The sequence below is a fragment of the Pleurocapsa minor HA4230-MV1 genome (assembly GCA_019359095.1).
Classification (GTDB): domain Bacteria; phylum Cyanobacteriota; class Cyanobacteriia; order Cyanobacteriales; family Xenococcaceae; genus Waterburya; species Waterburya minor.
Genome location: JAHHHZ010000026.1, coordinates 104840 through 126032 on the forward strand (window position 1 = coordinate 104840; position 21193 = coordinate 126032).

At 38.7% G+C, this 21193-nt stretch carries 19 protein-coding genes and 1 pseudogene; 13 read left to right on the forward strand and 7 right to left on the reverse strand.

What is annotated here, in order from left to right:
- Positions 1–40 precede the first annotated feature (40 nt).
- From KME09_18390 to KME09_18405, 4 genes are all read left to right on the forward strand, one after another.
- Positions 41–640 carry a phycobiliprotein lyase gene (locus tag KME09_18390; GenBank protein ID MBW4535911.1) on the forward strand — a complete coding sequence of 200 codons (600 nt, stop codon included), beginning with the start codon at positions 41–43 and terminating at the stop codon, positions 638–640.
- Between the two features lie 152 nt (positions 641–792).
- Positions 793–1551, forward strand: coding sequence for a phycobilisome rod-core linker polypeptide (locus tag KME09_18395; GenBank protein MBW4535912.1), 759 nt, complete (start codon positions 793–795; stop codon positions 1549–1551).
- A gap of 665 nt (positions 1552–2216) precedes the next feature.
- Positions 2217–4517: a response regulator gene (locus KME09_18400; GenBank protein ID MBW4535913.1), complete on the forward strand. Its 2301-nt coding sequence runs from the start codon at positions 2217–2219 to the stop codon at positions 4515–4517.
- Positions 4518–4600: 83 nt separating this feature from the next.
- Positions 4601–6421, forward strand: a complete 1821-nt coding sequence (locus tag KME09_18405) for an EAL domain-containing protein (GenBank protein MBW4535914.1) — start codon at positions 4601–4603, stop codon at positions 6419–6421.
- Between the two features lie 12 nt (positions 6422–6433).
- Here the strand turns inward: KME09_18405 and KME09_18410 are convergent, their stop codons facing one another.
- Positions 6434–7360, reverse strand: coding sequence for an RluA family pseudouridine synthase (locus KME09_18410; protein ID MBW4535915.1), 927 nt, complete (start codon positions 7358–7360; stop codon positions 6434–6436).
- Positions 7361–7925: 565 nt separating this feature from the next.
- Here KME09_18410 and KME09_18415 point away from each other — a divergent pair.
- Together KME09_18415 and KME09_18420 are read left to right on the forward strand one after the other, a co-directional pair.
- On the forward strand, positions 7926–9932 hold the full coding sequence (locus KME09_18415; GenBank protein MBW4535916.1) for a Cna B-type domain-containing protein: 2007 nt from the start codon (positions 7926–7928) through the stop codon (positions 9930–9932).
- Between the two features lie 393 nt (positions 9933–10325).
- Positions 10326–10742 (forward strand): PPC domain-containing protein, encoded by a 417-nt coding sequence (locus KME09_18420; protein ID MBW4535917.1) that lies wholly within the window; start codon positions 10326–10328, stop codon positions 10740–10742.
- 2 nt (positions 10743–10744) lie between these two features.
- Here KME09_18420 and KME09_18425 read toward each other — a convergent pair whose 3' ends face one another.
- Positions 10745–12154 carry a VanZ family protein gene (locus KME09_18425; GenBank protein ID MBW4535918.1) on the reverse strand — a complete coding sequence of 470 codons (1410 nt, stop codon included), beginning with the start codon at positions 12152–12154 and terminating at the stop codon, positions 10745–10747.
- A 56-nt stretch (positions 12155–12210) separates the two neighbouring features.
- The gene (locus KME09_18430) at positions 12211–13116 is read right to left on the reverse strand and encodes an amino acid ABC transporter substrate-binding protein (protein MBW4535919.1); all 906 of its coding nucleotides are present in this window, start codon (positions 13114–13116) and stop codon (positions 12211–12213) included.
- A gap of 134 nt (positions 13117–13250) precedes the next feature.
- Between KME09_18430 and KME09_18435 the strand changes: the two genes are divergently transcribed.
- The 3 genes from KME09_18435 (at position 13251) to KME09_18445 (ending at position 15281) form a co-directional block, all read left to right on the forward strand.
- Complete coding sequence (locus tag KME09_18435) at positions 13251–13625, forward strand: DUF423 domain-containing protein (protein MBW4535920.1); 375 nt, start codon at positions 13251–13253, stop codon at positions 13623–13625.
- Positions 13626–13783: 158 nt separating this feature from the next.
- On the forward strand, positions 13784–14917 hold the full coding sequence (locus KME09_18440) for a glycosyltransferase (GenBank protein ID MBW4535921.1): 1134 nt from the start codon (positions 13784–13786) through the stop codon (positions 14915–14917).
- Positions 14918–15098: 181 nt separating this feature from the next.
- Entirely contained in the window at positions 15099–15281 is a 183-nt protein-coding gene (locus KME09_18445; protein MBW4535922.1) for a DUF1493 family protein, read from the forward strand.
- Here KME09_18445 and KME09_18450 read toward each other — a convergent pair.
- Complete coding sequence (locus KME09_18450; protein MBW4535923.1) at positions 15270–15755, reverse strand: hypothetical protein; 486 nt, start codon at positions 15753–15755, stop codon at positions 15270–15272. The genes KME09_18445 and KME09_18450 overlap by 12 nt on opposite strands.
- Positions 15727–16461 (reverse strand): hypothetical protein, encoded by a 735-nt coding sequence (locus KME09_18455; protein MBW4535924.1) that lies wholly within the window; start codon positions 16459–16461, stop codon positions 15727–15729. Before KME09_18455 ends, KME09_18450 begins: the two co-directional genes overlap by 29 nt.
- Before the next feature lie 58 nt (positions 16462–16519).
- Here KME09_18455 and KME09_18460 point away from each other — a divergent pair.
- Positions 16520–16708: pseudogene (locus KME09_18460) on the forward strand (DUF1493 family protein).
- Positions 16709–16941: 233 nt separating this feature from the next.
- On the opposite strand, the gene KME09_18465 reads toward KME09_18460, so the two are convergent.
- On the reverse strand, positions 16942–17169 hold the full coding sequence (locus tag KME09_18465; protein MBW4535925.1) for a hypothetical protein: 228 nt from the start codon (positions 17167–17169) through the stop codon (positions 16942–16944).
- 217 nt (positions 17170–17386) lie between these two features.
- Between KME09_18465 and KME09_18470 the strand changes: the two genes are divergently transcribed.
- Together KME09_18470 and KME09_18475 are read left to right on the forward strand one after the other, a co-directional pair.
- Entirely contained in the window at positions 17387–18136 is a 750-nt protein-coding gene (locus KME09_18470) for a hypothetical protein (GenBank protein MBW4535926.1), read from the forward strand.
- A 112-nt stretch (positions 18137–18248) separates the two neighbouring features.
- On the forward strand, positions 18249–19355 hold the full coding sequence (locus KME09_18475) for a TIGR00303 family protein (protein ID MBW4535927.1): 1107 nt from the start codon (positions 18249–18251) through the stop codon (positions 19353–19355).
- On the opposite strand, the gene KME09_18480 is transcribed toward KME09_18475, so the two are convergent.
- A complete protein-coding gene (locus KME09_18480) occupies positions 19332–19709 on the reverse strand; it encodes a hypothetical protein (GenBank protein ID MBW4535928.1) in 378 nt (125 codons plus the stop codon). The genes KME09_18475 and KME09_18480 overlap by 24 nt on opposite strands.
- 255 nt (positions 19710–19964) lie before the next feature.
- Between KME09_18480 and KME09_18485 the strand changes: the two genes are divergently transcribed.
- On the forward strand, positions 19965–21152 hold the full coding sequence (locus tag KME09_18485; GenBank protein ID MBW4535929.1) for an extracellular solute-binding protein: 1188 nt from the start codon (positions 19965–19967) through the stop codon (positions 21150–21152).
- The last annotated feature ends 41 nt before the right edge of the window (positions 21153–21193 follow it).

The following is a 21193-nucleotide window of genomic DNA, read 5'->3' on the forward strand; positions in this document are numbered from 1 at the left end:
TAGTAACTAGATAAAAAATAAATTTAAGTTTAGATCGAAGATGAACTCAATCAAAGACGCTAAAGAATTTTTTCAACAGAGCGCGGGGAGATGGCGATCGCAACGTACTACCCATCATTTGCCATTTAGGCGAGCAGAAAGCGGTAGCTCGGATATTAACGTCGAATTTCTAGATGCTGACGATGAGAAGATAGCCGCCATTTGCGCGATGCACGAAATAGATCCCCAAAGTGCGATCGGCGGTGCATTTGTTAGCTGGGATGGTTCAATGGCTTGGGATAAAGAAAACGAAGATCATCAAGGAACAACTGTATTTGCTTTAATTCCTGACTCAGAGGATCTGCGCAAGGGAAAATTACTCAGAGAAAGAGGTTATGCCGAAATCGTTCCTGTGGCTGGAGAGTACCACATGGATCATGAGGACGGATTAGTTTTAATTACTGAATATGAAACTATGAGCATTATCGAACGCTTCTGGTTTGTCAATTCCGATCTACGGCTACGTAGCAGTACTGTTAAAAGGTTTGGTGGGTTTAATACAGCGACTTTTTGTGCTGAATCTCGTGTTAGTGAAGCAGATGATGCTCCCTCAACAGCAGCCAGTACTGATGCCAAGTCATTTGCGATTTCTGGATGGTAATTGATTACTGATTACCAAAAGAGCAGTAAGCAAACAAAAAGTAACGCAGTACTCTGTAATATTTTGTTACTGTTGTTTATTTAGCACCCCTGTCTAACGTATGATTGGGACTAAGATTTTTAACATAATTTACAATAGGCGGAGGTTTTGACTTGTCTATTCCTTTATTGGGTTATAAACCCAGCTCCCAAAATGTTCGTGTTGAAGGATACGAGATCGGGGGAGATGACCAACCCAGAATTTATTCAGCAGAGAACTTACTTTCTTCGTCTGAGATGAATGATTTGATCGAAGTAGCTTATCGTCAAATCTTTTTTCATGCTTTTCGCGCAGATCGTGAAAGATTTTTAGAATCTCAGTTACGTAATGGTCAAATTACTGTACGTGACTTTATTCGGGGACTTTTACTCTCAGACACTTTTTACAATAGCTTCTACGTTAAAAACAGCAACTATCGCTTCGTCGAACAATGTGTCCAAAGAGTTTTAGGACGTGATGTTTACAACGAAAGAGAAAAGATTGCTTGGTCGATTAAAGTAGCCACCAAAGGTATTGAAGGTTTCGTTGACGAACTGCTAGACAGTGACGAATACATGGAGAACTTTGGTTACGATATCGTGCCTTACCAACGTCGTCGAGTGCTTGCTAGTCGCGATCAGGGAGAACGTCCTTTTAACATTACGTCTCCTCGTTATGACGAATATTATCGTGCCATTTTGGGTTTCCCACAAATTATTTGGCAAAGCGAAGTTCGTACTTACAAACCTCAAGAACAAAAACCCAAAGCAGGAAGTCCTGCTTTATATCTAGATATGGCTCGTAGCCTACCTAGTAGAGCCAATGCGCCTAGTTCAACCTCTGTGTCGAACATAAACTATCTGTCCAAAGTTCCTTATCGTAAAACTACCTAATTTACCGTTAAATATTGGTAGTGCAAAATCAGGAATTGTAGTCAACATTATTGTCTGACTAAAAAACTAAAGAGGGAAAGTTATAAATTAGCTTCATAGTTCTAACGAATTGTGTTGTTGATCTGTAACTTCCCTCTTTTTAATTACCTGTCGATTACCTTTTAATTATCTTTTGTTAATCATAGTCTTGGTAGCTAGCAGCATAAAACCATGAGTATTTAAGGAGAAAAACACTTGCAACAACTAACTCCTTGCTTTTTTTTAATAATAATCTGCGCAAATTGCGGTCACAGCTAATTAATTTATGTCTATAATTACTTATGCTTGTGGTTATCAAATCAATTGTTGAAATTACTATGATATGGGTTGAGTCAAAATTTGCCAAATCAAGGTCGATTGATTTTGCGACGCGAAGGACGCGAGCTTGCGAGCTAATCCTTTAGGGCTAGTCCTTTAGGGTTTGTTGCACTTAAAAATTCACCATAAAATTTACCGTAGTAAATAAAAATACAACTTGACGATCGGTATAACAATTAATTAATTTTATTTAGTTTCTAAATTGCGTTTAATTAATTGTAGAATCTGTTGCAGTTTAATTTTAACATTTGTTGATTAGCTACTTTTCAGGTTAAAGCGTCTGTTTTTCATTTATTGCAGAAGCATACATGAATTTTACCAAAAGAATTAAACAACTAGAAAATATTAAAAGTAAGATACAAATGAAGAGAAGCAAGCGATCTTTGTATCTATTGATTGTGCTGACAACTAGCTTTAATTCATTAGCTATGTTTGGTATCTTAGAATACTCTTTGACGCAAGATAAGAACAAAATTATTAATCAGATTGGCAATAATTACACCCAAAAAGTTAGCGATCGCATATTACTACATTTAAATAGCACCGAATCAGCAATTAAACCCAATTCTGACGATCTTCAAGCTCAGTCTTTTAAACAGCGACTGGATAATTATTTGTCAAAAATCAATCTTGGCTATTCACTCGAAACTGCTGTGATCTCTCAAGATGGTTCAATTATTGGTAGCAATTTGGGAAAAGCTGGTACTAATTCCGTGATTACTGACCAAAATATTTGGAGCTATCTTCAACCCAAATTAGATACATTGTCCAATTCAAAGTCCAATTCAAAGCTGAATCAGCCTCGTAACTTCAGTTTTAAAGTTAACCAGCAACGTTTTTTGGCACAAGTCACACCCTGGCAAAGCCAAACACTAGGATCTAGCTGGCTGGTGGTAACTATTTCGCAATCGGAGTTGGCGATAGGCTCGGTAGACGAAAATTATTGGCAATCCAAGTACCAGTATGTCATCTATTTATTATCAGCGATCGTCTTGGGTATCTTGAACTATGGTTGGTTGACCTTATTAAGTAGAAACCACAACTCAGAAAAAGAACAGCATAATTTGCCCAACTTCCAGACCACCCTCGAAACGAAGCCCCAAACAGTAGCTGAATCCTCAAGCAATCAAAGTGATTTAGCCGTTGAAAAAATAGCTCCAACTACTCCAACTGCTCCAACTGTTGATTGTGAGCCATATACTTTATTGGCGGATATGAGTCATGAACTGCGATCGCCTTTAAATGCGATCTTCGGATTTACTCAAATTATGGAGCAAGAATTACCAACAACCCAGTCCAGTCAAGAGAATATTGCAATTATTAATCGTAGTGGAGAACGCCTATTAGCAATTATTAATGATGTCGTCGATCTGGCAAAAATTGAGACAAACCGATTAACTTTAGAAGATAATCATGTAGACTTTCATGCTTGGCTGGATGATGTAGAGCAAAATTTTAGGTCTCAGGCTCGCAATCAAGGTTGGGAATTTTCGGTAATTAGACAACACAATTTACCTCACGGGGTTTGTATAGATGAACGTAGACTGCGCCAGATTTTGCGGAATTTAATTAATTATTGCCTCCAATCCACCCCCACTAGCGACATCAGCTTTAGAGTTAGTTCTAGTAGCGATCGCCAAAAGACGCTTACCACCAGTCAGCAAAATACACCTGAGAAGTACCATCTGGTTTTTGAGGTAGAAAATGCCGATTTATCACTTACCACCCAAGAATTAGCTACTTTATTCGATCCTCTAGTTGCGGTGCGACAAGAACTGAAATCGACTGAAGGTAGTTCCCTAAACCTACCGATTAGCCGTAAACTAGCTCAATTAATGGGAGGGGATATTACCGTTAGCAAGAATAAACTCTCAGAATCGGGCATAATTTTCAATTTAGAAATTCAAACAGAGAGTGTTGTTGCTCAGAAATTGCAAATTCAATCAAGTTTGAGAAGAATTATCGGTCTAGAATCAGACCAAATTGAATATCGAATTTTGATTGTGGACGATTCTAAGACTAATCGGGCAATTATGAAAAGATTTTTAGAGCCTGTCGGTTTTAAAATTCAAGAGGCAGTTAATGGTCAAGAAGCAATTGATGTTTGGTTGCGTTGGCAACCTCATATGATTTGGATGGATTTAAAAATGCCAGTAATGAATGGTTGTGAGGCTACAAAACGAATTAAGTCTTATTCCCAAACCTGCTACACGCCGATTGTGGCCTTAAGTGCTAGCACTTTAGAAGAAGATAAATCACTGTTTAAAGCAGCGGGGTGTGACGATTTTGTCGGCAAACCCTTTTCCGAAAAAGTTATTTTTGACAAAATTGCTCAACATTTGGGAATACGATACGTTTACGAATCAATTAGTTCCCCAACCGCTACTAGCAATTTTAACTTGACAGCGGATACTCTAAATGTCATGTCTCGCGAATGGTTAAATCATCTAGAGCAGGCTGCAATAGTTTTAGATCGAGATTTACTGACGCAGTTATTACAAGAAATTCCTCCAGAACATGACAACCTAAAAAAATCCCTGCAAAAACAGGTTAACGACTTTGATTTCGATAAGATTATTAGTCTAGTAAAAAAAAGTAACAGCAATTAACTAGTGAATTCTTACCCTCATTAAAATGATCGGGTTTTTCACTCCCTTAAGACAGTCCATCCTTACACACCTAAAGAAGAACAATGACGATCTCTGCTTCAAGCCAAGATATTAGTATTTTAGTGGTCGACGATCTTGCTGATAATTTACAGATTCTGGCAAATACTTTAAGTAAGCAAGGATATCAAGTACGCTGTGCTAAAAATGGTTCGACAGCATTACGGGGTGCAAGTACAATTCTGCCAGATCTAATTTTATTAGATATTAAAATGCCTGATATTGATGGTTATGAAGTTTGCCAACAGTTAAAGGCGAATAAAGAAACTTGCGATATTCCCGTTATTTTTCTCAGTGCTTTAGATGATGTTTTAGATAAAGTTAAAGCTTTTGAGGTTGGGGGAGTTGACTATATTAGCAAACCATTTCAAGTTAAAGAAGTTTTAGTTCGGGTCAAAAATCAAATTGCTCTACAATTAGCCAAGGCTGAAATCACAAAACTAAACCAAGATCTTGAAAGAAGAGTTCATCAACGCACGATCGGACTAGAAACTGCGATGCAAAAACTAGAGCAAGCACAACAGCAGTTAATCCACGATGCTCTGCACGATAGCTTAACAGGATTGCCAAATCGAACTTTGTTGATCGAAAGAATTCAATATACCATTGCTCATGCCAAACGCAATCCTGATTATAAGTATGGAGTACTATTTATCGACCTCGATCGCTTTAAAGTGATCAATGATAGTCTGGGTCATTCAATTGGGGATGAATTGTTAATTGCCGTATCTAATCTACTCCAAGAATGCGTCAGAGAAAACGATCTTGTAGCTCGCTTGGGAGGAGATGAATTTGTTATTTTGCTAGATGGGATCAAAAGCATTCAGGATGCAACTTCAATCGGCGAGCGAATTCAGCAAAAAATGCGATCGCCATTTGACTTACAGGGTCAGAATATTTTTACCAGCGCCAGTATTGGCATTGTATTTGGCTCAACCGAATATCATAACCCTGCTGATTTGATGCGGGATGCTGATATTGCCATGTATCGCGCCAAAGACAAGGGAAAAGCACGCTATACAATTTTTGACAAGACGATGTACGATGAAACTCTCAAGTTAGTTGAATTAGAGAATAGTTTACGTTTTGCGCTCAAACGTAACGAGTTAACCATGCACTACCAACCAATTATCTCTTTGGATAATAATCACTTGGTGGGTTTTGAAGCTTTGATTCGCTGGCAACATCCTGAACGGGGTGCTATTTCTCCCGTGGAATTTATTCCCATCGCGGAAGATACTGGATTAATCTTAGATATTGGCGAATGGCTACTTAAAGAGGCTTGCCAACAACTTCAAATTTGGCGACAACAATTTGCCTCCGTTCCTCAGATTAACTCGCTCAAAATGAGTATCAATTTAGCTAGTCAACAGCTACAAGAGCCTGAATTTATTCAAAAACTCGATCAAATTCTGCTGGAAACTGGATTAGAAGGTAGTTCTTTAAGGCTAGAGATTACTGAAAGTGTCTTAATTGAACCAGAAGGAACTATCCAAAACACCCTCAAACAGATTAAAAATAGAAACATTAAATTGAGTATTGATGATTTTGGCACAGGATATTCTTCTTTAAGCTATTTACGCCGTTTTCCCATCGACAATCTCAAAATAGACCGCTCTTTTATTAACCAAATGAACTTGGATTCAGAGAACTTTGAAATTGTGCGGTTAATTATTACCTTGGCGAAAACTTTGGGTATGAAGACGATTTCTGAGGGGGTAGAAACTGCTCTTCAGCTAGATCGATTGAAAGGTCTAGGGTGTGAATTTGCTCAGGGATATTTGTTTTCCATACCCTTAGCTCCCAAAGAAATTGAATTAATGTTAGCTAAATATCCTCAGTTTTAATAGTGTTAGAAATTAGTTTCGGTTACGCAGAACTTGCAAAAGTTTGCTAAATTCGGCGGGAAGAGGAGCGATCGCCGTAATTAATTTTTCGGAAAGCGGATGAATTAAAGATAGTTGTCTGGCATGGAGAGCTTGACCAGAAAGATTTACTTTTAAGGAACGATTTGAGCCGTAGATACTATCTCCCACCAACGGATGTCCATAATGAGCGCAATGAACTCTAATTTGATGAGTTCGTCCTGTTTCTAGGAGAAATTGCATCAGACTATAGTTGCCGATTCTTTCTAAAGTTTGCCAGTGAGTCACGGCTGCTCGACCACCATGTTCGATCGCAATTACCCCCATCTTTTGGCGATCGCCTTGATGACGACCAATTGGTAAATCAATTGTCCCAAGCTCATCAGCAAATGAACCGTAGATCACACCCCAATATTCTCTGCGGGCAGTTTTAGCTTTAATTTGTGCCTGGAGATGTTGATGTGCGCGATCGCTTTTTGCCACCACAATTGCCCCTGTCGTATCTTTATCGATGCGGTGAACTATACCAGGACGTTCCACTCCGCCAATGCCAGCTAAAGATTTGCAGTGATATAAAAGAGCGTGAACTAAAGTACCTGTATAGTGTCCAGGTGCAGGATGAACCACCATACCTGCGGGTTTATTGACAATAATTAAATGTTCATCTTCAAACAGAATATCTAGAGGAATATTTTCAGGAGTCAAATCTAATGGTTTTGGTTCGGGAATAGTGACCAAAAGGCGATCGCCAGGAGCTATTTTTACTTTTTTGCTACTACAAATGCGATCGTTCAACTTTACATGACCATTTTCAATCAACTTTTGCACGCGAGAACGAGAAATATCCGTTATTTGTGTTGATAACCAACTATCAAGGCGATCGACTTGCTTAGTTACCTGTAGTGTAATTTCTTGAATAATACCCTCGACCGATAATTATGGTAAGTTTTGACTAACATTCATTTTATTAGTTTAAAGCTTCCCGTACATATTGAGGGACAATTTCCGCTCCCAACCTCAGTATTTTTATTTAGTACTTAATACTTACTTAAATAAGAAATAGGAAATAGGAAATAGGAAGTAGAATTTCAAATTTATTACACTTGTTTATTTACTTATTTTGTTAATTAATAATATAAATACAAAATAAGCAGTTTTATTTATATTAACGTGTAGAAACTATTTATCTTAAACTGTTAATTTACTAAGTAAACTAACATAGTTAAATTATTTTTTTGCAGCTATTTACTTGGTGTTGCAAAGATCGTGAGTCAATCATTATTTATAGCTTCATATAATCAGATTGACAATTCAATTATTACGTACACAATTGATAAAGAAAGCTTTATTTTTAGCTGTTTATAAGCTTAGTTACTCTAGTTAAAAATACTGATATTTATTAAAAGTTTGACTAGTAAATATTAAGTTCTTAATAGTAACTGTTTATGGCTAATAGATTAATTTTATATTGAAACGAGGAAATATAATGTCAACTGTAAGAACGTATTATCCTAAACCAGAGGCTGTTGAAATCGAAAACGGTAAAGATGAATCAACTGCTACTGGTAACAATTTAGTAATCAACACCCGAAATGAAGATGTATCTGTTAGAACATTAGTCAGTGACGATCCTATTTCCGTTTTTACTGGCACAGGAAATGACACAATCATCGGTGGAGATAGTGAATTTGGCGATGATTATATTGATAGTAAAGCTGGAAACGATTATGTTGATGGTAAAGCAGGAGACGATATCATTGTTGGTAGTGATGGAGATGACACCCTTTTCGGCAGCGCAGGCGATGATTCTCTTGATGCTGGGATAGGTAATGACTCTCTTGATAGTGGCATCGGCAATGACAGCATAATTGGTGGAGCTGGCAATGACAACATATTTGGTGCTGATGGAAATGACACCATAGTTGGTGGAGCTGGCAATGACACCATGGTCGGTGGTAATGGGGATGATGTTATAGAGATGGGAGCTGGTGATAGTGTTGCAGGTCTTTTGGGATCAGATACATTTCGCCTTGACTTATCCCAACAATATGATGCTAGCAATGCTCCCATAATCACTGATTTTGAGTCAGTAGGAGATAAGATTTCTATCTCAGGACAAGGGGATGCAGCTTTAAGTTATGACGCAGAAACTGGAGAGCTTTTATTAAACGGTGAATCAATACTTAAGCTAGATGGAAATGTTTCTCTAAGTGCAGGGAATATAGTTGATTCAACAGGTAACGAATTACCAGTTGATTCAGTTGAACCTCCTGTACTTTATAAACTTTCAGGTACTGTCTATAACGACACTAATGCTCCCGATAGTAATACGATTGAAGATACTGATGCACCTATTGCTGGAGTAGAAGTCCAACTATTGGCTGCTGATGGTACTACTGTCATTGAGACTGCAACTACTAATGCCAATGGTTTCTATGAGTTTACTGACTTGGCTGATGGTGACTATGTAGTCAAAGAGACTCAACCTGCTGGTTATGATTCAGTGGCTGATAAAGATGGTGGTGATCTCAACCAAATTTTAGCCACAATTGCTGGGGCGGACTCTATCGGTAACAACTTTTTAGAAGAAGTTACTCCAGTTGAACCTCCTGTACTTTATAAACTTTCAGGTACTGTCTATAACGACACTAATGCTCCCGATAGTAATGCGATTGAAGATACTGATGCACCTATTGCTGGAGTAGAAGTCCAACTATTGGCTGCTGATGGTACTACTGTCATTGAGACTGCAACTACTAATGCCAATGGTTTCTATGAGTTTACTGACTTGGCTGATGGTGATTATGTAATCAAAGAGACTCAACCTGCTGGTTATGATTCAGTGGCTGATAAGGATGGTGGTGATCTCAACCAAATTTTAGCCACAATTGCTGGGGCGGACTCTCTGGGTAACAACTTTTTAGAAGAACTGACTCCAGTTGATCCTGTTGATCCTGTTGACCCAGTTGATCCTGTTGACCCAGTTGACCCTGTTGATGGTGGCGAAGAAACAAAAGTATACCAGTTTGTTAATCCTTCATTAGGCTCTTATTTTTATACAGTTGATGAGTATGAGCAAAGTGTAATCGCTGAAACCCTAGATAATTATGAGCTTCAAGAAATTCAACCAGGAGAAGCTATCAGAACGCTGACTGAGGATGAAGTCGATCCGCTAACAGGAACGGAGTCGGAAGAAGTCTACCGTTTATTCAATACTTCTTCAGGATCGCATCTTTATACAACTAGTGAATTTGAAAGAGATTCTATCTTGGAAAATCTTGATAATTACACTTTAGATGACAACCTGTTTTTTGCTTATACAGAAGAAGCAGAAGTGGCAGGCTCAATTGACGTTCATCGTTTCTATAATCCTATTGAAGATGTCCACGTATTTACTCATAGTGACGCCGAAATAGAAAAAATGATGGCTGACTCAGAGAACTTTAATGATGAAGGCATTGCCTTTTATGTTATGCCTGATGTTATGAGTTAAATAATAGTAGATTTATTATTATTTATTTAGAATATTTTTGATTAAAGGGTCTGTGGTAGATTTATCGCAGACTCTTTTTTGATTAATATTTATTTAGCGATTAGTTGAAAGTAATCCTCTAAAACATCATTTTTAGTTGCTAATTGCTGCAATGATTGATAAACAATAGACCTCTGACATGAATATATTTTTTAATGCCAGTTGACAATTGCTGACTTGCAGCTTCATACTTCATACTTTATCAAGATTGATAATTCCTACAAGAGATCTAATTATGCTTACCTACTTATAATAAAGTTACTCAATTACTAAAACTATTTCATGTGGTTTGGTATAGTTATTCAGTTTACCTACAATTGGTTTAATTTTACAGTGGGAATCGAGAAGTTATTAATGGGCATTGTCTTATGTAGCTTGGGATTACAGTCATTACCAGCCCAAGCCGAATCGAAAATGTATAATCCTACAGTAATCACCTCAGAAACAGAAGTATCTGATACCTTAACGGTAGATGATATTCCCACGGGAGATGGTGGATTTGCCCGTGACTACTTAGTGGAGTTAGAGAAAGGCGATCAGGTAACTATCGATCTGAACTCGGACAATTTTGATGCGATGGTCATGTTGATTGCAGGAGATGGAGCTAAAGTTGCCGAAAATGATGATGGGCCTGATGGTTCGACCAACTCCTTGCTTTTTTCCCGCATTACCGAAGCAGGAAAGTATATTGTGCGAGTAAGAGCCTATGGTGATACTAGTGGCGGAAAGTATACCCTCAAGCTGACTCGGCTTAAACCTGCGAGTAAATAGCTTTATTGACGAATTGAATAAAGAAATAAATAAGCAGCGAGTATCGCCAAGGGAGTAATGATAATTGTATAAAAAAGTAACTGATATTTAAGAGACCTAAATCCTTCAAGGTTAACTATCCAATCTACTCTTGACCAGGGAATATAGCTGAAAAAGCTAGTTGCTGGGGTAAATTCAAATGAGTATTTATTTTCGGGCTTATTTATGTACAAATCAAGCTTTTTATCGGCAAAAACCACTAATATCCGAGCAAGATCATTATTTTCAAATATTCGAGGAATCCGAAATCTGGGTTGAGAAGCAGCGCTACCTGTGATTGGAGTTCTGAGACGAAGGTGTAAGTCTGTTCCTTCTTGACCGATTAAAAGATTGTGACTTTGCGTTCCTGCTGATAATGACATAATTCTCGCTGGGCCAAATTGCTGGGGATCGTTACTAGCAACAGCCATATAAAGACTAAATTCACCAGTTTTTTTTAATTTCTGGCTAAGAGCTGCTGCTGGCTGGGCTGTTTTCAGCCATTGTCTCGAATTTACTAAGATTTCACTATTTTCTAATATCTCTAATCTCTGCTGATCGTTTGACGATCGCTCTATAGCAGATGAAGCTGAAAGACCTTGCCACAAAAGCTTAGGGAGATGGTGACTACGATCCTGGTAGGAACTTGCTCCAGCAGTAAACTTGACAAAGGTTACCAAGTCAGGAGACTGAGCAAAAAAAGTATCAGGTTCGATCAATGTCTGTTGGACTTGTGATTGATTAAAACCGCGATCGCTGATATATAAATTACTAATCTGTCCGTTCCATGGGCGATCGCCTGTAACCTCATTACCAATGGTTAAATGGAAGTTGTCATCCCAGTTCGCCAGATTAACATTAGCGAGTAAAGTTAAAACCATTACCAGAACTAGAGAGCAATAGCTGGCGATCGCAATTAAGAGGGATTTTAAACTAAGGCGATTTGAATCTCTGTAAATGATCCCCTTCAGTAACTGAGCAAGATTACTCCGCCAAAAGTAGAGCAATGCGCCTATAGTTCCCCCTAAGCTATTACAGATAATATCCGTGACATTAGAAACACGACTAGATAAAGAGAGCTGAATTATTTCTACGGCGCTTGAAGTCAAGATACTCCCCAAACAGGCAACCGCTAAAATTGCTGGAGTGCTTAATTGCTTACGAGCGGAAATGCTCGCCAAACTAATGCCCAAAGGAATAAATAACAAAATATTCTGCCAATAATCCTTAACACTGCCGCCAAATTCAAACTTTTGGAGGAGAAATGGAAATTGTCCAGAAAATCCCGCAGGAATCTGGAAGTTAAAAGGAGATGTTGTGGCGATGACAATCGCAGCAAGACTGGCAATAAATAATAAGTTGCCCCAGCGTGGCGATCTATTTCTTAGATTCATTAAATTAATTTAATTCCCATTACTATTGTCAATAATGTAGAGACAAGTAGTAACAACTAATTGGCAATCCGCTCCTTAAAATCAATTAACAACTGCATATTGTCAATCATAATATTTTTGAGATCTTGGGTTAGAGGCAATGCTCCTTGTGGACCAAACCATTGGTCAAAAATGGCGACGTATTCTGGCTGCTCATCTAGTACCCCCTGCATAAACTTGGTGAGGGTATAGTTAACTGTGTTGAGAAATTGAGAGTTATTTTCTGGCACCATACAGGCAATCCCTTCAAAGGAATAATCGCCAACAATTTGCCAATTTTGCCGATCTGGAGCGTTTTGAAGCCAGCTTTCTAGTAAAATTCCATCTGAAGCAAAAGCGTCAATTTTTCCCGATCGCAGTGCCGCAAAACCTTCTGCGCGATCTTTAAGTAAGACAATCTCAGCTTGAGGTTGAATGGTTCTAATAACCTGTTCGTTGGTAGTTTTAGCTAAAGCACCAATGCGTAAATTGACTAGAGACTGGGGATCCCAATACTTATTGCCTCTTTTGGTTAAAAGCCTAGTTCCTGTAGAACCATAGCTAAAAGAAAAATCAATGATGCGATCGCGCTCCCAAGTAAAGCTGCTAGCATCACAAACTATGTCTACTTCTCCTGAAATCAGTTGAGGAATACGTTTTTTCGGCTCCAAGGCAACTAACTCTAGGTCGATTTCTTGCTTGTATTCTTGTTCTAACTGACGGGTAATTAATTCTAAAATATCGACGGAATAGCCCACTAGTTCCCCTTGCTCATTACGATAGGCAAAGGGTAAGGCATCTTTACTTGTACCTGCGGTTAACGTTCCTGTACGAGTTATTTTTTCCGCTACTGATTCCGCTACAGCATTAGGAGTAGCCCAAGTTAGTAAACCTAGACTGAGAAAACAAATCGCCGTTGATTTTGCCCACAAGTACCGCAACATAAATAGTGCCTTTTTTCAATTGGGTTCGTTACAGTGTTAGATCAAAAATGCCAAAATGCCTAGTTTAGTCACTGTTATTTAAGAATTTTCGCCAAAAATATTATTATTTGTTCATAACTAGAGGAAGAAAAATTGTGACTCGAATCTTTTTAGCGATCGCTTCAATGTCAGGCGGTATATCAGTAGTATTTGGTGCTTTTGCCAGTCATGCTTTGAAAGATCGTCTAAGCGCTAATTCTTTATCAATTTGGGAAACAGGCACTAAATATCAGATGTATCATGCCTTGGCTTTGATGCTGGTAGCCTTGTTGATTTCTCGTTATCCTAATTCGACGTTGTTGACAGTAGCGGGATATGCCTTCATTGCTGGGGTATTTATCTTTTCTGGTAGTCTTTACGCTTTGACTTTAACGGGAATGAAGTGGCTGGGGGCAATTACACCAATTGGGGGAATGGCATTGATTATTGGTTGGCTTTGCTTGGCACTTGCTACCTGGAGAATTGAATGAAGAAATGGTTAAGGTAACTCTAAAGAGAGATAATCCATCAGGATGGTGAAAACTAGCTGTAGAATCTTACATAGATTATCGAGCCAACAAGATATTTATCAGGTATTTTCTCAGTCTTTTTAATCGATCAGCTCTAAAGTTTTTAGCAAATCCAGATTATGCGCATTGCCTTATTTACCGAAACGTTTTTGCCCAAGGTTGATGGTATCGTTACCCGTTTACGCCACACCATTGAACATCTTGAACGTAATGGCGATCGCGTCCTCGTAGTTGCTCCTGAAGGAGGATTAACAGAATATAAGGGAGCAAAAGTCTATGGTATCCCAGGGATGCCTTTACCGTTATATCCTGAATTGAAGTTGGCTTTACCTCCTTTGGGGACTAAAAATGCGATCGAGGAATTCCAGCCCGATTTGATTCACGTCGTTAATCCTGCGTTTCTGGGGGTAGGAGGGATTTACTATGCCAAAACAATGAATATACCTCTAGTAGCTTCCTATCATACCCATTTGCCACAATATCTCCATCATTACGGTTTAGGGGCATTAGAAGGACTGCTGTGGGAATTATTAAAAGCGGCTCATAATAAAGCGCGGTTAAATCTTTGCACCTCCAGCGCCATGGTGAAAGAATTGATAGATCATGGTATTGAGCGAGTAGATCTCTGGCAAAGAGGGGTAGATACCGAAATGTTTCAACCTCATTTGGCTTCGATGCCAATGCGATCGCGTCTGACTCAAGGAAATCCTCAAGATCCACTGTTGCTCTATGTTGGTCGAGTTTCCGCCGAAAAACAGATCGATCAAATCAAACCAGTTTTAGAAGCAATTCCCCAGGCTCGTTTAGCAATTGTGGGGGATGGCCCCAGCAGAGAAACCTTAGAAGCTCACTTTGCGGGGACTAAAACAAATTTTGTCGGTTATCTCGAAGGACTAGAATTAGCTGCTGCGTTTGCTTCGGCTGATGCCTTTGTCTTTCCCTCGCGCACCGAAACTTTAGGCTTAGTGTTGCTAGAGGCTATGGCTGCGGGTTGTCCTGTGGTGGCTGCTCGCTCTGGCGGTATTCCTGATATTGTTACTGATGGAGTCAACGGTTATTTATTTGAACCAGACGATCCCCAGGGAGCAATTATCGCCACTAAATCTTTATTAGCAGCCACTCAAGCTCGGGAAGAATTGCGCCGTAATGCTCGTTATGAAGCTGAACAGTGGGGTTGGGCTGCTGCCACCCAACAACTACAAAGTTACTATCGCAGCGTTCTTCAAGCTGAATATGGAGTTTCGGCTGCTTAAAGCGAAAAATGCTATTCAATGTAAGACGCTTGGTGTGAATTAGCTTCGTTTAAATTAACTAGCTTTTAGCTAAAAATAAATCACTATAACGGAGTGTATGCTAAAGCACTAGCTTCGCGTCGTCCTTTAGGATAATTTTTAATTCACATTAGGCGTATTGTACAAAAATATTAATTTAAATATGAGGTCTCTCGAAGTTGAAGAACAAGTGAAGTTGTTTATATCGCAAAAAACAGAAACTAAATTAGAAAAAATTTCTCTGCAAAGTGAATTAGCAAAAGACTTCGGCGTTGATGGTGATGATGCAGTTGAACTAATGCAAAATTTCTCCCCTCACGGGGTGACAAACAGTTCAAAAAGATGAAAGGATAAGCATTTTCGCCCTGATACCCTGTTGATAAAAAGGGAGCTTATTAGGAGTAAGTATCATTAACTGCACAACCCAATTATCACACATTTGGAAAGCTTTAACCCACAAGCTGCCATACAAACCTATCCAGAAATTACTGTGCCTTTTGTCTTTTCGCAAATTTTCTCTCAATCTACAAATATATTTTGTTAATCCCTTGAAGCCAATCACTTGACCTTTTTTGACAGCACAAGTATAAGCAATAGCTATCAGTAAAATTAGAGATAATAAACGCTCATCTTTGCCTTGACATTGTTCCAAGTTGTAACCACCTGTTTTACAATCTTTAAACATTGCTTCGATTCCCATACGTTTTTTATAAGCTTTAATTGTTTGTTTTAAGCAGGATAAATTATTGATTAAATACCACCCCTCATTTTTCTTCTTTCCTTTGGTTGCTTTACTCCAATAAAAAGCAACATTTACCAAGCGCCATACCTACTTGTTTAGTAAATTTAACTTGTTTCAAATAAAAAGATGTTCCTGGCTTTAATCCTAAAGATATTAGTTGCTGACAATCTTTGCCTTCTGGTTGGATGTATTTATTACTTTTAGTTCTTAGAACGTATTTAACACCTTGTTTTGATAGCCAGTCAGCCAGATTGATATTCCCAAATTCACGGTCGCCAATTACGACTACTTGATATCCTTTTAATAATCTCAAGGTTGACTTTAGTAATCTCTTTTGTTCAGCAATATTACTATTCCCTTTCTTATCTAGTAACATCCAATTTAATGGAATGGCTCTTTTATTTTTAATTAGACTAGCTACGAACAAATTTCGTTCTTGCCATCTAGTTCTATCAATAGCTAAATAGCAAACTCTTTTTGTTTTTTGATTGATTTTCAACCACTTTTTAATTATGGGAAACCACATACATCTGGTTGTTAACTGTGGTAAAACTAAAAATCTTTGAATATGGCGACGACGACTCTGATATTTGATTGGAATCGGTAAGATAGCCGCTAATTTCTCTATTTGAATGGTTCTATAGCTCTGTAATATCAAAACAATTATTCTTAGAGTTGCATACTGTCTGGGAGTTAATAATTGCGAGATGCATTTGTGATAAAATTCTGGCAACATTTTTATTTGGGGGTCTTTCAACTTATCTTGACCCCTTTTTTCTACCATTTCACTGCTACACCCTACTGTTTATCTTCCTTTTTAGTCCTTTGTCACCCCATGAGATTTCTCCCAAAGATTTCAAGTAGATTTATCAACATTTGAATTTAATAAATATTTTGGTATGGAAGCTGGATTTAATCCGATTATATGGATTATTTCAGTATTATTAAATGCTCCCATATCTAACTTGGAACCATTAACCGTTCAAGATTTAGTTAATTCGGCAATGGCGAAAAGGTGGATTGAAAAATAAACTTCTTAAGCTTGAATGGGAAGATGATGACAAGTCTGTTTATATATTCCTCTAGTGCGATCGCCGATCTGTAGTAGCACGTCTAGACTAAAATGCTGGGTTAATAAAATCTTAAAATGTTTGTCTACATTCAAGAGGCGCAATATTTTTACCCAACAAATTAATGTAGACGCGCTACTACTAGTGATGATAGTAATTTATATCGCTAGGGTATTAACTTTGATGGCTTATTTTCAAGCAGATTGTTGAGTTCGGTAGGATTTCGTTTCAGCAAGCAAACGTCTAATTAAATTACCTTTATTAATTCCCTGCTTTTCTGCTTCTTGACTAATCCAAGCTTCCAAACTAAGTGGCAATCTTACTCCAATTGGTTTCCCCAAAGGTTCATTGTTAGGAGAAGTAAATTGACCTTTGTTTCTGGGCGATTTGGATACTTGTTCAAATCCTTTGTTGGCTGGCATTTCTATCTCTCTACTCTCCACAGTCGTAACTAAAACTTATTGGGATAATTTTTTGGATTAATTTTTATAAACAAGTAACTTATAGCTTTCTATTTCCACGTTAACGCGGTATATTAACTAGGTAAGTATTAAATAAATTTGTTGAAGCGATCGCTCCTTATAAATTCTTGGAGGAATTCAAGCGATCGCCTGTCATTAAAAAATCACAGATTTAACCATGACTAATTATCTATCAAGTTTAAACCAAACAAGCTCACGCAGACAACCATCGCACCGAAGCCCAACAAATCTTCAAGCAGGACAAAAAGTTTACCTCCACGGCGACACCGAATACACAGGAACGCTAATTCGATCAATCGAGCGAACCTATCCCCAGAAATGGACAGTAGAGCTAGATGCTGGCGGTTACGAAGCCGTTAACCTAGAACGCATATCCCTAATCCAATCCCAGTCATCAAGTGCGATCGAGGCAAATCTAGAAATCCCCTTTGGCGATGAACCCCAAGCAACTATCTCGCAACTTGAAAAAGAAATCATCGCCCTTAAAACAGAAGTCCATAAACTGAGACAAGAAAACGAAATCATCAAAAAAGACCTAGAACAAGCCAAACAAATCATTCGTAGAGCAAAAGATATTTCGCCGATCATGCGCCTTAGTCTCCAACGAGTCATGAGATTAGCCCATCAAGCCTGCATGGATGTAAAACGCACCGTCGGTGGCTGGATTCTGAAGATGGGAGACAAAGCCCGTAAGTTTCGCCGTCTTGCTGATATCTGGGATATTCTTTCTCAAGACGATTTCTACTTGAGCGATATTTTCCCTGAAGATAAATTAATTGCTCTAGACCTAATTCTGCCAGCCCGTCTGCCAAAAAGACCAATGCCAGCTGAGAAAACAACCTTCCCTTTAATCAGACCTGAAGATGTGCTGAGGAGGCGTACCATGAAATTAGTCAAATGTTCGTGAACGCAAAGCGATTTAACTGCTTAATTCATGACTAAGATTTGACTGTACAGCCAGTGGTAGCTTCAATTCTGAAGTGGAGTATCATTCTGGAGCGGTTTACATCGGACTTTTGATGATTTACGTCTATAGCGAGCTACAGTCAGGATTTCGTTGGTTAAGGCAGTATAGCGGTGCAAGTCCCAGTTTTGCTTGTGTTCTGGGTTTTACAGAGACAGGACTAATCCCAGGAATTTCCGCCGCAGGAGCAACGCCACAAGCTCGTGAATATACGGCGATCGCTGATGCGGAATTTTTAGCCAAGGGAGTGCAGCCAGATTATCAGCACCCTTTACCAATTCTGACAGCAGGAGTCTCTCCTACTTTTATTTCTCGCGCCGTGGTTGAAGCTTTAAATATCCCAACCTATATTTTTAACGCAGGTTTACCCCACCCCCCTACCGTGGATACAGTCGACCTATCAGGAGTTGTGGCTAAATGCCTTTCTTCTAGTCAAGCAATGCCGTTGCCGAAGGTACAACATTTATTTAGTCAAGGCTTAGAGTGGGGCGATAAGCTAGCGCAGACGGCTGATTATTTAATTATTGGAGAATGTGTCGTTGGGGGGACAACTACAGCCCTAGCTCTGTTAACCGCTTTAGGCATCGAAGCTCAAGGAATGGTTAATAGTAGTCATCCTCGCTGTAATCATCAGCAGAAATGGTCAGTCGTGGAAACTGGCTTATCAAAGCTAGATCTAGATCGATCTGATGATCCTTTAGCCTTAGTGGCAGCCATTGGCGATCCGATGCAGATCGTCGTCGCGGGAATGGCGATCGCTGCTAGCCGTCGGATTGGTGTGATGTTGGCGGGGGGAACGCAAATGCTCGCGGTATTTGCCTTAATCAAAGCGATCGCTGAGTATCATCAACTCTCGACTCGGCTATCTCAAATCGTTGTGGGGACAACTCGTTGGGTAAGCGAAGATCCCACAGGTAATACGGTAGGGTTGGCAAAACTTGTTGGTGGAGTCCCCTTGCTTGCTACTGGCTTAAGCTTCTCCACTTCAAGATATCCCAGCTTACGGGCTTATACCCAGGGATATGTTAAAGAAGGGGTTGGTGCAGGAGGCTGCGCGATCGCGACTCACCTCAAACAAAATTGGACTTCCACTCAATTACTCACTGTCATTGAAAGTTCATTTGCTCGTTATCGTAGTTTAAGAATGAATTCTATAGGTTAATAATTGTTCTTCCAATGCTGCGATCCGATTGTATGCTGCGGTAAGCTGTGCTGTTAGACGGCGAATTTGAGTATCTGGAGCAAGATTATCGCTGTTAGAGCTTGTACTACTAGTACTACTATTGTCATCCACCAAAATATCTTTGTGAGTTAGCTGATATTCTGATTCATTAGCTTGTCTGGCAAATTTATTGGAGCTTGAAGTAAAACTAGGCAAAGAATAAGACTCTTGTTGAACGCGCTGGGGAGACTGGCTACTCAAACCTTTAACCTGAGTCCCAATTTCCTCAATTAGCTGATGTAAGCAATCTATCTTTTCACGCAATTCGCTGATCTGTATTTGTAATGTATCCATATAGTTTTAAGTAATTAATTGGCAGATAATTGATCTGCTCTCATGCTAGAAGAATTGTTCTAAATAATCACGACTATTCCTGATTCATTTAACAATTGCTCAACTTATTTTGATAAAGATTTTAATCTTAGTCAAAACCATGAATTTCAAGGCATAATTGCCTTAAATCGCTGAATAAATAGGTATATTGTTGAAGAAAAAAGTATCTATTTTTCCCAGTAAATGTACTCTCATTTTTTTTGTTCAGAACACTTAATGAACTACCAGTTATCGCGCCGTTATTTTCTCCGCTCTAGTGCTACTCTGGCTTTATCGCAATTACTCTCAGGCTGTGGTGGTCAAGCAACGGCACAAATCTTACTTTTAGAAAACTCTATACCTTTACAATCTATCAGAGATTTTAATAAATCATTATCTCAAAATCAAAAAATTGAATTCAAACCTCAAACCCAAATTTCCCAAATCTTTGATTCACTTTACACTTTACGGCACTATAAAAAGCCAGATCAAAAAATTAAAAATGCTCTCGATAAAATCTTGAACAAGGTTGAAGTTTATCCTAGTTTGACTACTTTAGGAGATGCGTGGTTATCGACAGCAATTAAACAGAATTTGATTCAACCTTTGTCGAGTAAATCTTTGCCTAATTGGCATAAATTACCCAAAACTTGGCAAAAATTAGTACAGCGTAATGCTCAAGGAGATTTAGCAGATAATGGTGCGATTTATGGCGCACCTTATCGCTGGGGAAGTACGGTAATTGCTTATCGCCGCGATAAACTCGAATCATTAAATATCACTATTAAAGATTGGCAAGATCTTTGGCTGCCAGAATTGCGCGATCGCATTTCTTTATTAGATTCACCTAGAGAAGTGATTGGCTTAACTTTAAAGAAACTAGGACAGTCTTACAATCTAAATAATTTAGATACTGTAAGTAATTTAAAAACTGAATTATTAGCTCTTCAGAAACAGACAAAGTTGTATAGTTCAGATCACTATCTCGAACCCTTGGTTTTGGGTGATACTTGGGCTGCTTTGGCTTGGTCAACGGATATCTTGCCCTTACTTAAACGTTATCCTGAGATTAAATTTGTGATTCCTCAGTCGGGAACATCTCTCTGGGCAGATCTTTGGGTTAAGCCTCAATTACCTCAAGCTTTATTAACCAGCGATCGCGCAGAGCAGTTTAAGATTGTCTCAGAATGGATCGACTTTTGCTGGCAACCGAAAACAGCAAAACAAATATCTTTATTCACCGATGGCATTTCGCCCATCTTAGCTACTTTACCGCGCCAGGAAATACCCCAAGATCTTCAAGACAATGTTTTTGTTAATTCAGCAATTTTGAATTCCGACAAAAGCGAGTTTTTATTACCCCTCAAGCCTGAAACAGAGCAGCAATATCGGGATTTATGGCTTAAAGTTAGACAGTCTTTGTAATGGAAAATAGGAAATAGGAAATAGGAAATAGGAAGTAGTAT

Excerpts from the sequence above, each read along its gene's own strand:
- KME09_18485 (MBW4535929.1), top strand. The coding sequence starts at position 19,965 with ATGAACTACCAGTTATCGCGCCGTTATTTTCTCCGCTCTAGTGCTACT.
- KME09_18390 (MBW4535911.1), top strand. The coding sequence starts at position 41 with ATGAACTCAATCAAAGACGCTAAAGAATTTTTTCAACAGAGCGCGGGG.
- KME09_18470 (MBW4535926.1), top strand. The coding sequence starts at position 17,387 with ATGACTAATTATCTATCAAGTTTAAACCAAACAAGCTCACGCAGACAA.
- KME09_18440 (MBW4535921.1), top strand. The coding sequence starts at position 13,784 with ATGCGCATTGCCTTATTTACCGAAACGTTTTTGCCCAAGGTTGATGGT.
- KME09_18405 (MBW4535914.1), top strand. The coding sequence starts at position 4,601 with ATGACGATCTCTGCTTCAAGCCAAGATATTAGTATTTTAGTGGTCGAC.
- KME09_18475 (MBW4535927.1), top strand. The coding sequence starts at position 18,249 with ATGATTTACGTCTATAGCGAGCTACAGTCAGGATTTCGTTGGTTAAGG.
- KME09_18430 (MBW4535919.1), bottom strand. The coding sequence starts at position 13,116 with ATGTTGCGGTACTTGTGGGCAAAATCAACGGCGATTTGTTTTCTCAGT.
- KME09_18415 (MBW4535916.1), top strand. The coding sequence starts at position 7,926 with ATGTCAACTGTAAGAACGTATTATCCTAAACCAGAGGCTGTTGAAATC.
- KME09_18420 (MBW4535917.1), top strand. The coding sequence starts at position 10,326 with ATGGGCATTGTCTTATGTAGCTTGGGATTACAGTCATTACCAGCCCAA.
- KME09_18455 (MBW4535924.1), bottom strand. The coding sequence starts at position 16,461 with ATGGTAGAAAAAAGGGGTCAAGATAAGTTGAAAGACCCCCAAATAAAA.
- KME09_18400 (MBW4535913.1), top strand. The coding sequence starts at position 2,217 with ATGAATTTTACCAAAAGAATTAAACAACTAGAAAATATTAAAAGTAAG.
- KME09_18480 (MBW4535928.1), bottom strand. The coding sequence starts at position 19,709 with ATGGATACATTACAAATACAGATCAGCGAATTGCGTGAAAAGATAGAT.
- KME09_18465 (MBW4535925.1), bottom strand. The coding sequence starts at position 17,169 with ATGCCAGCCAACAAAGGATTTGAACAAGTATCCAAATCGCCCAGAAAC.
- KME09_18425 (MBW4535918.1), bottom strand. The coding sequence starts at position 12,154 with ATGAATCTAAGAAATAGATCGCCACGCTGGGGCAACTTATTATTTATT.
- KME09_18445 (MBW4535922.1), top strand. The coding sequence starts at position 15,099 with ATGAGGTCTCTCGAAGTTGAAGAACAAGTGAAGTTGTTTATATCGCAA.